The organism is Chryseobacterium nepalense (assembly GCF_023195755.1).
GTDB lineage: Bacteria > Bacteroidota > Bacteroidia > Flavobacteriales > Weeksellaceae > Chryseobacterium > Chryseobacterium nepalense.
In genome coordinates this window covers 3,285,039-3,299,221 of sequence record NZ_CP096203.1, presented here as the reverse complement: position 1 = coordinate 3,299,221, position 14,183 = coordinate 3,285,039, and the positions used below count along the sequence as shown (strand labels likewise).

12 protein-coding genes are annotated in these 14,183 nt (G+C 36.7%); 6 read left to right on the top strand and 6 right to left on the bottom strand.

Going from position 1 to position 14,183, the window contains the following annotated elements:
- Window positions 1–17: 17 nt before the first annotated feature.
- Window positions 18–1,775: a signal peptide peptidase SppA gene (sppA, locus tag M0D58_RS14850; RefSeq protein ID WP_248391121.1), complete on the bottom strand. Its 1,758-nt coding sequence runs from the start codon at window positions 1,773–1,775 to the stop codon at window positions 18–20.
- 19 nt (window positions 1,776–1,794) lie between these two features.
- On the opposite strand from sppA, the gene folK reads away from it, so the two are divergent.
- The 5 genes from folK (at window position 1,795) to fmt (ending at window position 7,807) form a co-directional block, all read left to right on the top strand.
- On the top strand, window positions 1,795–2,211 hold the full coding sequence (folK, locus tag M0D58_RS14845) for a 2-amino-4-hydroxy-6-hydroxymethyldihydropteridine diphosphokinase (protein WP_248391119.1): 417 nt from the start codon (window positions 1,795–1,797) through the stop codon (window positions 2,209–2,211).
- A gap of 19 nt (window positions 2,212–2,230) precedes the next feature.
- On the top strand, window positions 2,231–3,343 hold the full coding sequence (locus M0D58_RS14840; RefSeq protein WP_248391117.1) for an OmpA family protein: 1,113 nt from the start codon (window positions 2,231–2,233) through the stop codon (window positions 3,341–3,343).
- Between the two features lie 29 nt (window positions 3,344–3,372).
- Window positions 3,373–4,836, top strand: coding sequence for an OmpA family protein (locus M0D58_RS14835; protein ID WP_248391115.1), 1,464 nt, complete (start codon window positions 3,373–3,375; stop codon window positions 4,834–4,836).
- An 80-nt stretch (window positions 4,837–4,916) separates the two neighbouring features.
- On the top strand, window positions 4,917–6,818 hold the full coding sequence (locus M0D58_RS14830) for a RecQ family ATP-dependent DNA helicase (RefSeq protein ID WP_248391113.1): 1,902 nt from the start codon (window positions 4,917–4,919) through the stop codon (window positions 6,816–6,818).
- 41 nt (window positions 6,819–6,859) lie between these two features.
- Entirely contained in the window at window positions 6,860–7,807 is a 948-nt protein-coding gene (fmt, locus tag M0D58_RS14825; RefSeq protein ID WP_248391111.1) for a methionyl-tRNA formyltransferase, read from the top strand.
- A gap of 114 nt (window positions 7,808–7,921) precedes the next feature.
- Here the strand turns inward: fmt and ribB are convergent, their stop codons facing one another.
- The 4 genes from ribB to M0D58_RS14805 all read right to left on the bottom strand — a co-directional run bounded on the left by ribB (window position 7,922) and on the right by M0D58_RS14805 (window position 12,890).
- Complete coding sequence (gene ribB, locus M0D58_RS14820) at window positions 7,922–9,043, bottom strand: 3,4-dihydroxy-2-butanone-4-phosphate synthase (RefSeq protein WP_248391109.1); 1,122 nt, start codon at window positions 9,041–9,043, stop codon at window positions 7,922–7,924.
- Window positions 9,044–9,108: 65 nt separating this feature from the next.
- Complete coding sequence (locus tag M0D58_RS14815) at window positions 9,109–10,113, bottom strand: LLM class flavin-dependent oxidoreductase (RefSeq protein ID WP_248391108.1); 1,005 nt, start codon at window positions 10,111–10,113, stop codon at window positions 9,109–9,111.
- Window positions 10,114–10,351: 238 nt separating this feature from the next.
- Window positions 10,352–10,723 (bottom strand): hypothetical protein, encoded by a 372-nt coding sequence (locus tag M0D58_RS14810; protein WP_248391106.1) that lies wholly within the window; start codon window positions 10,721–10,723, stop codon window positions 10,352–10,354.
- Between the two features lie 37 nt (window positions 10,724–10,760).
- Window positions 10,761–12,890, bottom strand: coding sequence for a helix-turn-helix domain-containing protein (locus tag M0D58_RS14805; RefSeq protein WP_248391104.1), 2,130 nt, complete (start codon window positions 12,888–12,890; stop codon window positions 10,761–10,763).
- Between the two features lie 89 nt (window positions 12,891–12,979).
- Between M0D58_RS14805 and M0D58_RS14800 the strand changes: the two genes are divergently transcribed.
- Window positions 12,980–13,408, top strand: a complete 429-nt coding sequence (locus M0D58_RS14800) for an outer membrane protein assembly factor BamD (RefSeq protein ID WP_248391102.1) — start codon at window positions 12,980–12,982, stop codon at window positions 13,406–13,408.
- Between the two features lie 128 nt (window positions 13,409–13,536).
- On the opposite strand, the gene M0D58_RS14795 is transcribed toward M0D58_RS14800, so the two are convergent.
- Window positions 13,537–14,073, bottom strand: coding sequence for a gamma carbonic anhydrase family protein (locus M0D58_RS14795; RefSeq protein WP_248391100.1), 537 nt, complete (start codon window positions 14,071–14,073; stop codon window positions 13,537–13,539).
- Window positions 14,074–14,183 lie beyond the last annotated feature (110 nt).

The window sequence follows — 14,183 nt, the reverse complement described above, 5'->3', positions numbered from 1 at the left end:
TCTTTGTATAATATAATTTAGTTAATTTTAATCTGATAAGGCATTTCCATTTTTATTTCGGACTGCAGTTTTCTCTTTTCTGTAACCTGCTGAAGGATTTCATAGTTTGATTTTCCAATCTTATTTTTGATCACTCTTGCCGAAATTTCATCTTGATTCAGATCATTAAATATCTGTTCAAAAGGAGTCATGCTTTTAGGATATGAAGCAATACCATACGATTTCAATCCCGCTTTCTGTGCGGCAAATTTTACCGCATCATTTAATGTTCCCAATTCATCTACAAGTCCTATTTGTTTAGCCCTTGTTCCGCTCCACACTCTTCCTCCTCCAATATTATCAATCTGTTCAAAAGTTTGTTTTCTGTTCTGCGTTACAAAATATACAAATCTTTTATAGGTACCCTCAACACTTCTTGTAATAAGATTTACTCCGTAAGGGGTGACTCCATTTAAAGAAGAATAATACTGAGAATTGGCATTCGTTGAAACAATATCAGAACGGATCCCGTTTTTATTAGCAATATCTTTAAAATAAGGAATAACACCGAAAACACCTATTGATCCCGTCAATGTATTAGGCTCAGAATAAATTTTATCCGCCGCCATCGCGATGTAATAACCACCGGAAGCTGCATAATCCCCAAAAGAAACAATAAGCGGCTTTTTCTTTTTTAACTGCTGAAGCTCAAAAAGAATTTCATCAGAAGCATTGGCACTTCCTCCCGGAGAGTTAATTCTAAACACCACAGCTTTCACTTTATCATTATTCTGAAGATCTTTAATGTATTTAATATATTTTTCAGAATGGATATCATTATATTCGTCTCCTCCATAAATTGATCCCGAAGCATATAAAACGGCAACTTTATCTCCAGACTTTTCATTATCGGAATATGAAGCAATATATTTTCCTAAGGAAATTTTATTTAATTTTTCATCATCCTTTACGTTTAATTTTGATTTGATTAACTGATCATATTCAGTTTTCTGGATCAGCTTATCTGCAAGCTTGTATCGAAGTCCCAATTCAGGAATCATTCCATAAAGGCTGTCTACTACCATTCTGAAGGCAGCCGTATCAATTTTTCTGGAAGCAGCCATCTTGGAAGATGTATTTTTCCATATATCGTTCAAAAGAGTACTGAGCTGCTCTTTATTCTCAGGAGAAATATCATTTCTCAGGAATGGTTCAACAGCAGATTTGAATTTTCCGTGGCGGATTACCTCAATACCGATACCGTATTTATCTGCAAAATCTTTAAAAAAGGTTACTTCGGTAGCCAGACCTTTAAGTTCGATCATACCTGCCGGATTCAGATAGTACTGATCTGCAACAGACCCTAAATAATAAGAAGCCTGGGAAACAGCATTTCCATACGCATACACAAACTTTCCGCTTTTCTTAAAATCTGCGATAGCATCTCTCAGATCATCGATCTGGGTGACACCGGCGTTCAGATTATCCGCTTCAATACTGATTCCTTTAATATTATCATCTGTTTTGGCTTTACGAATCGCCTCAACTGCATCATAAATCAAAACATTTTTGTTCTGTTCGCTGATATTAAACAATCCCGTCTGTTCTTCAGTAGGACTGTCAATAATATTGGTTTTCAGATTAATTGTAAGTACGGAATTCTTTTTTACAACTACAGACTTTTCACTACCCATAGCGCTAAAGACCAGCATTATGATGAAAAAGAAGAAAAACACGACACATAATATGACGATAGCCACTATATTTGCCAGTACATTTTTAAAAAAGCTTTTCATAAACAATCATTTTTTCAATATGTCGCAACATAAAGTCGTTTTGTTACTTGGAAGTAATCTCGGGGATCAAAAAAAAAATCTGCAGACTGCCCTGGACAAAATAAAACAGGCAGGAAATGAAATATTTAAAGTAAGTGATTTTTTAACATCCGAAGCCGTGGAATTTGCCAGTTCCAATATTTTTTGTAATATTGCATCAATAATATTCACACATCTTTCACCATTTCAGCTCCTTACTCTTGTAAAAAGTATTGAAGCGGAAATGGGGCGAACAGACGATTCTGCTGTAACCGGCGGTCATACCGACAGAGTTATTGATATTGACATCGTTACGTTCAATGAGATAAAGTTTATATCAGAAAGGTTAAAAATCCCTCATCAAAAACATCTTTCTGAAAGAGAATTTTCAAGAATATTATTAAAAGATTTTATCTAAAAACATAAAAACATATTGTATGAAATTAAGTTTATTGTTATTGGCTGCAATGCCTGTTGCAATGTATGCGCAGGATAGTATTGCTGTCACATCAAATGATATGTATCCTAATACATTTACTTCGGGTTCTGCTCATGTACAAACCTTCAACAATGCATCCAGACGATTTAATGACTGGTCTGTATCAATTGGTGGAGGTGCTGCATTTATGGTTCACTCAGACCTTAAATCTATTACAGATCAAAAGATTAACTGGGGCTATAATTCGTATATAAGCCTGGACAAACAGATCTCTCATGCTTTCGGAATAAGTCTTATTTACCAAAAAGGTGAAACCACGCAGAAAGCACAACTGGAAGGAGCCGCAGGTATCGCTGCGGGAATAGGGGAAGCAAAAACGAAATATAATCAGATTGCTTTAATGGGTGATGTTAATTTTTCAAATCTTTTAAGAAGAGTAGACAATCATTCTCCCTACAGATGGGCTATGCATGGATATGCAGGTATCGGTATCATGAGCTACAATACTTCCCTGCATGATAATAATGAATTCAGATGGAGTACCGTCCCCGCAAGAATTCCTTTATTTATCAATCAGAAACTGGATATAAATTCCATTTACTATCAATTGGGGCTTGGAATAAAATATAATGTCTCCAGGCTTATTGATCTTGAAGCAAGAACCATGTATGTCATTAGTGGTGACGATGAGTTTGACGGCGGAGGAAATGCAGGACCGGCAGACTATGACCCGAGTTCTAAAGTTTCTAAATACAACATGATCAATAAAAGAAGATCAGACAATGCATGGACCGTAAATCTCGGACTCTCTTTCAAATTAGGAAAACATATGACTCATCTCGCATGGCATGATCCTCTGCAGGAAGCGTACTACAGAGCCTATATTCTGGAAAATAAAAGTCCGGAGCTTATCGTATGCGAAAAAGGAGATGCAGATAATGACGGTGTGTGCGACGATTGGGACAGACAGCCTGACACTCCTGCAGGAGCAAGGGTAGATGGAGCTGGCGTTGCTTTGGATATCGATATGGACGGCGTTATAGACCTGAATGATAAATGTGTTACCGTTCCCGGAACCGTTGAGAACCAAGGTTGCCCAACAAATAAATAACTATTATTAAATAACTAAAAAAAATACATATGAAATTAAGTTTAGCAATTGTTGCATTAGCGCTGGCTGTTCCCGCAACAGGCTTTGCACAAGACTCAACAGCAGTCTCTTCAAGCAGAGAATATCCAAATACATTCTCTTCAGGTTCTGCAAATATTTCCCCATTTACAAATAAATCAAAAAGATTCAATGATTGGGCAATTTCATTTGGGGTAGGTGTACCATTGGTTCAATCTGCAGATTTAACATCCATAAAAAATGGAAACGGTAAAGACTTATTTGGTTACTCGGCATATGTAAGTATCGATAAAGCAATTACTCATGCTTTTGGTATTAACTTACAATATGACAGAGGAGAAACCAGACAAGGTTGGTTCAATACGAAAAAAGATGCACCCTCAAATGCCTCAACATATCAGCAGGTAGGTGCCAGAACGCAATATGATGCCATTTCATTGCTTGGAGACATCAATCTCTCCAACCTGTTCAGAAGAGTGGATAACCATTCGCCATACAGATGGGCTTTTCACGGATATGCAGGTTTGGGAACTTTAGCATACCGCGCCTATCAGAAAGATGAAACAGGAGACAGAATGGTAGCTGAAGTTAAGCCATTTAAATTAGGATCTATGTTCGCACAGGCTGGTGCAGGTCTCAAATTCAAAGTAAACCGAAGAATTGATCTTGAAGGAAGAGTAATGTATGCAATCACAGGTGATGATGAGTTTGATGGTGGAGGTGATAAATACAGTGCTATCAACCAAAGAGAAGAACAGGTATCCGATAATTTCTTTAATGCAACATTAGGAGTTTCATTGAAATTAGGAAAACATGAATCTCATTTGATGTGGCATGATCCGCTTCAGGAAATGTATTATAAACTAGATGTTCTGGCCAGTAAAAACCAGGATATTGAAGTATGTAAAAAAGGAGATCTTGATAACGACGGCGTTTGTGATGACTGGGACAGACAACTTGACACTCCTGCAGGAGCAAGGGTAGACGGTGCCGGTGTTGCGCTTGACACTGATCTTGATGGGATAATTGATCTCTACGATAAATGTGTAACGGTTCCGGGACCTGTTGAAAACAATGGATGTCCTACAACATCAACGTCAGTAGATAAAGGATTTGTTGAAGAGCAAGAAACAAAATTGGAAGGAATTGAATTTGATTTAAATTCAGACAGAATCTTACCTTCAAACACTCCTATCCTGAACAATGCCGTTAATTATATTAATTCTTCAAGCGGAACTTATACCGTGATCGGAGCAACGGATACAAGAGCTTCTGAAACATATAACCAAAAATTATCTGAAAGAAGAGCAAATAACGTTAAAGATTATTTAATCCAAAACGGTGTACAGTCGGATAAATTAAATGCTGTAGGAAGAGGTGAAAAAGATCTTAAATATCCTGAATGTAATCCAGCTACAAAATGCCCTGAATGGAAAAACAGAGCCAACAGAAGGGTTTATTTTGAGGCTAAATAGTATTTAAATTTTATAAAATAATATTAAAGTCACGCAAAGCGTGGCTTTTTTTGTCAGCTTAGTTTCACTATTTTTATCCCATGATTTCCCAACAAGATTTTCAAGAATTAAAATTCAAAACCTTAAAATATTTTTGGGGTTATGATAACTTCCGGGATTCCCAGGAAGCCATTATTGATTCTGTTATTAATGAAAAAGACACACTTGTCCTTTTACCAACAGGTGCAGGAAAATCACTCTGCTATCAGCTTCCTTCATTATTAAAAGAAGGAACCTGCCTGGTAATTTCACCACTTCTGGCATTAATGAAAGACCAGGTAAGCCAACTGAAATCAAGAGGGATTGAAGCTGAATATTTGTCTTCTGAACTGGATGAATATGATGCAGAAGGCATCTATAACCGTTGCAAGGAAGGGTTGACCAAATTGCTTTATATCTCTCCTGAAAGACTTACCAATAAACAGTTTCTTCAAAATATTGAAGAAATTCAATTGTCTTTTATTGCAGTGGATGAGGCACACTGTATTTCAGAGTGGGGGCAGGATTTCAGGCCAAGCTATCAGAACATCAAGGAATTTAGAAGAAATAATCCTAAAATATCCTGTCTGGCCTTAACGGCAACGGCAACACCGAAAGTTTTGGATGAAATAAGAGCAAAGCTTGAACTTAAAAATCCCCAGATTTTCCAAAGGAGTTTTAAGAGGGAAAATATCAGAATTCTTACAGAAGAAGTTTCCGATAAATTCCAGAAAATCTATGATATCCTGAAGTTTACCAAACAGTCTGGAATTATTTATGTAAGAACAAGAAAAGAAGCAGAGCTGCTGAGCGAGTTTTTACAGAAAAACCAGTTAAAAAACGTTGATTTTTTTCATGCAGGCCTTACAACAAAGGAGAAAAATGCTAAACAAACCATCTGGAACAACAGCGATAATCAGGTTCTCATCTCCACGAATGCTTTTGGAATGGGAATTGACAAGGACAATGTTCGTTTCGTGATTCACTACTCCCCTGCTCCTTCCATTGAAAATTATTATCAGGAAATCGGAAGAGCCGGAAGAGATGGTGAAGAAAGCTTTGCCTTCTTACTTTGGAACAGGCAGGAACTTTCTAATTTTGACGATATATTAAAAAACCAGATTCCCAACAAAGCTGAATTCTTAAAAATCCTCACATACCTCTATTCCATTTTTCAGGTAGCAGAATTTGAAATGCCTGAAAAAGTTTTTGAGCTTAATTTAAACGGAATTCAAAATTTTACAAAACTTTCTTCAGCCAAAATTAAAAATGTTCTGAATTTCCTTCATAATCAGGAAATTATTTATTTCAATGATCATAAAAGTCTTTCATCTCTTCAGCTTTTAATGCAGGCCGATGAAATTGAACAGCTTCCGCATAAAGATGCTTATTTTATTGAACTCATGCTTCGTACCATTTCAGGAATTACAACACACAAAGTCATGTTCAGTGAGCAGCAGGTGAGCAATAAAATCGGGGTGAGTATTCATTTAATTAAAGAAAGACTTAAAGAACTTCAACAGAAAGGATATGTTGAATACGTAGACGGAGCACTTTCCAGCATTAAATTTTTAAAACCCAGAGACGAACGATTGAATAATTCTCAGTACTGGAAGCTTTTTGAACACATTCAGAAAAATAAAATCCAGAAATGGGAAGAGATGAAGTTTTACATTGAAGATAACCGCTATTGCAAAATGAAACTGATCCTTACCTATTTTGGTGAAAAGAAATCTAAAAACTGCGGAACGTGTTCTGTTTGTGAGAAAAACAGACAGTCTATTTTCGGGAAAAATATTTCTGGTGAAATCATTCAGGTTCTTGCTAAAAAGGCCTGTACAATAGAGGAAATTTCCATCCAGCTGAATTATCATCCTAAAGAAAATATTCTTGAGACTCTTATTTATCTTTTGGATTCCGGCAAGGTAAAAATGCTAAATTTCAGAACATATGCTTTAGCCTAAGTTATATCAGATTTTATCAATAAACAGCTTATCTTTGCATCATGAAATCATTGAAAGTCGTTTTTTTGGGCACCCCGGAGTTTGCGAAGACTTCTTTAGAAGCCATCCATCATTCTCATCATGAAGTAGCAGGTGTTGTAACCGTGGCGGATAAAGCAAGCGGTCGCGGACAAAAAGTTAATCAGTCACCTGTAAAAATTTTTGCGGTGGAAAACAATATTCCTGTTTTTCAGCCTGAAAAATTAAGAAATCCTGAATTTCTGGAAGAGTTGAGAAAACTGAATGCCGATGTTTTTGTAGTCGTTGCATTCAGGATGATGCCGAAGGTACTTTTTGAAATGCCAAGAATGGGAACTTTTAACCTTCATGCATCGCTGCTTCCGGATTACAGAGGGGCAGCACCCATTAATTACGCTGTGATTAATGGCGAAGAAAAAACAGGAGCTACGACTTTTTTTATCAATGAAAAAATTGATGAAGGAAATATTCTTCTTCAGGAAGAATTACCGATTCTACCCAATGAAAACGCAGGAAGCCTCCACGACAGGCTTATGGAAATGGGTGCTGAACTTGTGGTAAAAACTTTGAACGGATTAGCAGAAAATACCATTACCGAAAGACCCCAGCCACAGGTGGAGCATCCTAAAAATGCTTATAAAATATTTAAAGAAGATACTAAAATAGACTGGACAAAAAAATCCAGGGAGATTCATCAGTTTATCTTGGGAATGTCTCCTTATCCTGCTGCTTTCACGACATTAAAAATCGGAGATGAAGAAAAAGGATTGAAAATTTTCGGGGGTGAATTTAAAGTTGAAAATCATGATAAGCCTGCCGGAACTCTGGATATTTCAAAAAATGAGTTTAAAATCTATACTGCGGACGGAACATATTCCCCTTTAGAACTGCAGCTGGAAGGAAAGAAAAGAATGAATATTAAAGACTTTCTGAACGGATTCAGAAGCTTTGAACAAATAAAAATGGCTTGATTTTCTCAAGCCATTTTATATGTTGTCGGTCGTGAATTTTGCTTCGCAAGTGGATAGTCAATTTTGTCCTAAAAAAAATTCACAAGCAGCAAATTGACCATTTACCATTCACTTTTAAAGTTCTACCATCTCGGTTACCTCAACATCATACCCTCCAACCTGAGGCCTGATATTAGGATTCTGAGTGATCACCTTAAATTTATTGATTCCAAGATTTTTCAGGATCTGCGTTCCGATCCCGTAATCTCTGTAATTGTAAGCTAATGTCGGATGTTGAACCTGCCCATCCTGATAATTCAGGAACTGCTGAAGTTTTCTTAGTGTATTTTCTGAATTGGAAACATTATTAATAAAAATAATAGCACCTTTTCCTGCTTCATTCACCATACCGGTTACTTTTTCCAGCAAAGGTTTTTCACCGTTATTTAATCTTGTAAGCACGTCAAAATAAGAATCTGAAGACTGTACTCTTACCAAAACAGGCTCATCAACTGTCCATGCTCCTTTTGTTAAAGCAAAATGAATCTGATCATTTGAAGTTTCCCTGAAAGCAAAGAAATCATAATCTCCATAAGCCGTTTTCACTTTCCTTTCTTCAATTCTTTCAATAAGATTTCCTTTTTTAAGCTGATAATGGATCAAATCTTCAATTGAAACAATCTTCATATCATGTTTCTGAGCAAAAGCATACAATTCAGGCAAGCGCGACATCGAACCGTCTTCATTCATAATTTCACAGATCACACCTCCTTCTTTTAATCCTGCCAAACAGGTAAGATCAATCGCAGCTTCTGTGTGGCCGGCTCTTTTCAGAACACCTCCTTTTTTGGCACGAAGCGGGAAAATATGTCCGGGACGCATAAAGTCTGTAGGTTTTGACTTTTCATCCATCAAAGCAAGAATGGTTTTGGCTCTGTCGGCTGCAGAAATACCCGTTGAAGTTCCGTTTCCGAGAAGATCTACCGATACGGTAAAAGCTGTTTCCTTCGGATCACTGCTTCGGCTTACCATCACTTCCAGCCCGAGTTCATCACATCTTTTTTCAGGCAGGGGCATACAGATCAATCCTCTTCCGTGAAGAGCCATAAAATTAATGATTTCCGGTGTCGTCAGTTCGGCGGCACAAAGAAAATCTCCTTCATTCTCTCTGTCTTCATCATCTACTACTATGATTATTTTACCATTTTTAAGGTCTTCAATAGCCTCCGGAATAGTATTTAATTTAATATCAGACATTTTTACTTTAAATTTTCGCAAAGATACTCATAAAATAAGCATCTCCCAATTATGATAAGGGTTTGTTATATTTTTAATATAGCGTCTTTAGCTTTTCTGAAAATCGAATAGGAATCTAATCTTTTCTGATGATCATAAATATGAGAATTAATCATCAGTTCATTGACATTAAATTTCTCTTGAAAGGTTTTAAGCTGTTCTTCAATTTCTTCCTGATTACCTATCAGCGTATAACGAAGTTTCTGTAAAACCATGTTTTTTTCCATCGGCGACCAAATGTTATCCATATCATCAACCGGCGGAGCAAAAGGTTTTCTGTCATTTCGGATGATATTAATAAATGCCTGGAATAAAGTGGTGGAAATTTTGTGGGCTTCTTCGGAAGTTTCTGCAGCCACCCCATTGATACAGGCAATTACATAAGGTTGATCACAATATTCTGACGGCTCAAAATTTTGTCTGTAGATATTGAAAGCCATTTCCATCTGTTCCGGAGCAAAATGCCCTGCAAACGCATAAGGAAGTCCGAGTTCTGCTGCTAAAAAAGCACTATCTGTACTCGAACCCAGAATATACAGAGGAATATCAAGACCTTCCCCCGGAATAGCCCTTACAAGTGCCTCGGAATTGTCTTTGGAAAAATATCTCTGTAATTCAAGAATTTGTCTTGGAAACTGCTGATTGATAATGGCCGGATTTCTTCCTAAAGCCTGCGCCGTGAGTCCATCTGTTCCGGGCGCCCTGCCCAGTCCCAAATCAATTCTTCCCGGGAAAAGAGATTCCAAGGTTCCGAATTGTTCTGCGATGACCAGGGAACTGTGGTTCGGAAGCATAATGCCTCCTGAACCCACTCTTATTTTTTTGGTTCCGTTGGCAATAAAACCAATCAGGACGGAAGTTGCCGAACTGGCAATGCTTTCCATATTGTGATGTTCTGCAAGCCAGAATCTTTTATAGTTTAAATTTTCAGCATGGTTTGCCAAAGACAAACTATCCTGAAAGGTATCGTGAATGGTCTTTTCCTGTTTTACCGGAGCAAGATCCAGCACAGATATTTCGAAGTTTTGCATAATTTCAAATTTTAGGCTCTTAAAACCTTGGCAAATTTAAAACTAATATTTTGCATTAGTTACTTTTTGTAATTGATAAGACTGATCGGTGAATTCAGGGAAAAACTATTGAATAAATTTTTATTAGTTTTTGTCTTAAATAAGCTGCCAATTGCATTATGAAATATTTCAATAAATATAAAAAGGCTAATAATACAATTTTACCAGCCTTAATTATATATGTTTAAGATTAATCTATTTATTTTATATTCTTATATCGCTTATAAGTCTGTTTAGATTTTCCTTTTTCCTGGTTCTGCATAACAAGCACATCATCAGTAAGCTCATGAATTTCAAATGTTTTTTCCTTTCCCACCATGGTTATTTTGAGAATTTTCTTTGATCTTTCGATCTTATAAGGCCCTGTCATCCCTCCAATCATTGCTTTGGTTTTTCCATCTTTCATTTCCAACGTGGCAGTACTATCCTTTTCAAAAGTAAAAACCCCGGTAGCAGTAGTATTTGCAAAAGAATCCTGATACCAGGACCCAATTAAAAGATTATAATTTAAATCTTCTTTTTTATCAGAATTTAAAAAGAATAAAAAGAAAACACTAAACAAATATTTCATAATAAACAGTATTTACTGTTAAAAATACAAAATTATTTTAAATTTTCCCCTTCTCCTTCAGATAATTAAAATGATTGATCAGAATCCTGATTTCATTAAATTCAAAATGACTAGGAAGTGCATTTTTCCATTCTGTCAGAGTCTCTTTAGAATCAGTTTTAAACACGTCTTCAAAAGCTTTAATTTTATCCGAAGTAATTACTCTTGAAATATCCAGTAATCCCTGTTCCGCAAATTTTGCCAGATGCCCGATTACCGTTTCTTTGACCAATCCTCTTTCCAAAGCAATTTCCGAAATGGTTTTTCCCTGCTCAAACAACTGAAAGGTAAGAACCTGAGAAGGCACTTTCGCTATCTTCATGCTTACTTCCTGATTATTTTTTTCATCCAGAAGCTTCGTTTCCAACAGATGGATTTCTTTTAAACTGTTCAGATATTCTTCAATATCTTCCAGCCACACCCTGAATTCTTCGTTATATTGTTTTAAACCTTTAGTACCTTTAATTTCAGCATAAAAATCTTTCAGCGGACTGAAAATTTTATCCCTGATCTCCGTAAAAAAGAAATTAACCGCTCCTTTTGTTTTATTTTCAATTTCAGACCATTCTTCTTTCTGCTCGATAAAATTATTAACCTTCTGGGAAATTACTCTTTCCAGTTTTTCAAATATTTTACCGAGGTTAACAATCTCATGTTTCAGCTGCAAATAAAGCTGATTAGTCTTTACATGATCTATACTTTTCGTAGCCACGGAAAGTTTATTCCATTCTTCCACTTCTTTCAGCAACCATTGAGAATCTACGGTACGAAGCACTTTTCGGATGCTGTAATCATACTTTTCATTATTTAAAATAGCCTCAACCTTATCATTGGCTACCGTGTCGCTGTGAAAATGAAGAATTCGGTTGTCTTTAAAAATAACTTCCGGGGTAATTCTGGATTTTAAAACAATACCCTCCAGCGTTCTGCATCGTGATAATGCCACATAAACCTGCCCTGCCGTAAAGCTTTTTCCGGCATCAATAATTACTTTGTCGAAAGTAAGTCCCTGGCTTTTATGAATGGTAACTGCCCAGGCAAGCTTTATCGGAAACTGCTCGAAGCTTCCCAAAACTTCCTCTTTGATATTTTTATCGGTATCAAGGAAGTATTTTTTCTGTTCCCAAACCTCTCTTTTTACCGTAATTTCTCTTTCGCTGCCGTCAAGAATTACTTTGATTTCGTTCTCATCCAGCGCAGAAATTTCGCCCAGTTTTCCATTAAAATATTTTTTCTCTCCTGAAATATCATTACGGATAAACATAATCTGAGCGCCTATTTTCAAATCTAAAAACTGTTCGTTCGGAAACTGGTTTTCCCTGAATTCCCCGAAAAGTTTGGCTTCATAGGTTTTAGAACTTACCTTTAATTCATCCAGCTTTTCCTGGTTGATATCGTCTGCCATTTTATTATGGGAACAGAGATAAACATAAGGCTCGTCACCCATTTCAAAATTGGGGTCGTATCTTTCATTTAAATGCTCAAAATCGATATTGGCGACATCACCGTCACGGATCGCATTCAGTATGGCAAGGAAATTTTCATCAGATTGCCTGTACACTTTCGTCAGTTCTATCGTAATTAAAGGTATTTCTTTAATAGCATGACTGTCGAAGAAAAACGGAGAGTGGTAATACATTTTTAAAATATGTTCGTCTCTCACCACCGGCGGAAGCTGATACAAATCCCCGATAAATAACATCTGAACTCCTCCGAAACGCTGGTTATTTCTCCGGATAAACCGCAGGGAAAAGTCCATCATATCCAGAACATCAGCACGAAGCATGGAAACCTCATCGATGATGATTATTTCCACTTCCCGCAAAAGTTTCAGCTTATCTTTCCGGTATTTGAAATGCGGCATCAGGTCAGCAATATTGTTTGCCAGACTGGTATCAATTCTTTCGGTAGTGGGAAGAAAAGTCCGCAGCGGAAGCCCAAACATCGAGTGAATGGTAACGCCTCCTGCATTGATCGCCGCAATTCCTGTAGGCGCAACGACAATATGTTTTTTTCGGGTGCGTTTTACAAATTCATTAAGAAAAGTGGTTTTCCCTGTTCCTGCTTTTCCCGTTAAAAATACACTCCGGTTGGTATGTTCTATTAAGTCAAAAAAATGATTGTTCATCGCCTTCAAAATTACGGAAAATGAAATTTAAATCCTTACCTTGGCATAACTTTTGAAAAATCTTCAACATAACGAGAGAAAAACAACTTATGAAAATCCCTGTATTAGCCTTGTGCGTGATGCTTTTTACGGCTTCGTGCTCTTCAACAAAAAATACGGATGCCAGTCTTCCCAAAGATATTTCGGAGAGACCTGCTGACGAAAACAGCCAGAAGTATGATCAGGCACAACTGGATAAATTAAAAGCTTCCATAGAATCTGAAATTTCAAAAGAAAAATGTACGGATGCTGCAGAATGGACTTTTGCACCTATGGGAGCAAAAGGATGCGGCGGACCTCAGCTGTATATCGCTTATCCTAAAAAAATGGAAACTTCCATATTACCAAAAATCAATGATTATACAGAGAAGGTAAAAGCATTTAATCAGAAATACAGTGTAGTATCCGATTGTATGATGGTAATGCCGCCTTCATCTATAAAATGTGTTAATGGAAAAGCCGAATTGGTGAATTCTTAAGAAAAAATAAAATCTTGCTCTATAGGCAAGATTTTTTTTGTGATAAACTTTTAAATCAATGATGAATTGTGAATGCTAATTCATGAAAATAAATGAAAATTTACCTTTCACAATTCATTATTGATCAATTATCCTTCCACATGTTTTACGTTTTCTTTGTACCAGGAAGAATATTTTACATAATTATCAGCAATTCTGTTTACTTCTCCCTCAAGCAGCAGGGAATTAATATCTTTGATTTTTCTGGCCGGAACTCCACCCCAGACTTCACCTGATTTGATGTGCGTTCCTTGGGTCACAACAGAGCCTGCACCTACAATAGAATTTTCCTCCACAAGACAATCATCCATAACAATTGCACCCATTCCGATCAATACATTATCTTTAATGGTACAACCATGTACAATGGCATTATGCCCGATAGAAACATTATTTCCGATATTCAAAGGATGTTTCTGATAGGTGCAGTGCAGCATCGCATTGTCCTGAACATTCACTTTATTTCCCATCTTTATATAATGAACATCTCCCCTGATTACCGCATTGTACCATATACTACAATCCCGTCCCATGGTAACATCACCGATGATGGTGGCCGTTTCTGCCAAAAAGGTATTCTCTCCTATCTGCGGTGCTTTTCCTAAAAGTTCTTTGATAAGTGCCATATTTAATTTGAATTTTAATATTGTGATTGAATTGGGTTTTATCATTGATGATTTTTAAATCATACCGATAGCAAAAATCTAACTTCTTCCCTCCCTCTTCTAATTTCTAA

Bases quoted from the DNA above. Each gene is read 5' to 3' on its own strand.
- sppA (WP_248391121.1), bottom strand. From the start codon at position 1,775: ATGAAAAGCTTTTTTAAAAATGTACTGGCAAATATAGTGGCTATCGTC.
- folK (WP_248391119.1), top strand. From the start codon at position 1,795: ATGTCGCAACATAAAGTCGTTTTGTTACTTGGAAGTAATCTCGGGGAT.
- M0D58_RS14840 (WP_248391117.1), top strand. From the start codon at position 2,231: ATGAAATTAAGTTTATTGTTATTGGCTGCAATGCCTGTTGCAATGTAT.
- M0D58_RS14835 (WP_248391115.1), top strand. From the start codon at position 3,373: ATGAAATTAAGTTTAGCAATTGTTGCATTAGCGCTGGCTGTTCCCGCA.
- M0D58_RS14830 (WP_248391113.1), top strand. From the start codon at position 4,917: ATGATTTCCCAACAAGATTTTCAAGAATTAAAATTCAAAACCTTAAAA.
- fmt (WP_248391111.1), top strand. From the start codon at position 6,860: ATGAAATCATTGAAAGTCGTTTTTTTGGGCACCCCGGAGTTTGCGAAG.
- ribB (WP_248391109.1), bottom strand. From the start codon at position 9,043: ATGTCTGATATTAAATTAAATACTATTCCGGAGGCTATTGAAGACCTT.
- M0D58_RS14815 (WP_248391108.1), bottom strand. From the start codon at position 10,113: ATGCAAAACTTCGAAATATCTGTGCTGGATCTTGCTCCGGTAAAACAG.
- M0D58_RS14810 (WP_248391106.1), bottom strand. From the start codon at position 10,723: ATGAAATATTTGTTTAGTGTTTTCTTTTTATTCTTTTTAAATTCTGAT.
- M0D58_RS14805 (WP_248391104.1), bottom strand. From the start codon at position 12,890: ATGAACAATCATTTTTTTGACTTAATAGAACATACCAACCGGAGTGTA.
- M0D58_RS14800 (WP_248391102.1), top strand. From the start codon at position 12,980: ATGAAAATCCCTGTATTAGCCTTGTGCGTGATGCTTTTTACGGCTTCG.
- M0D58_RS14795 (WP_248391100.1), bottom strand. From the start codon at position 14,073: ATGGCACTTATCAAAGAACTTTTAGGAAAAGCACCGCAGATAGGAGAG.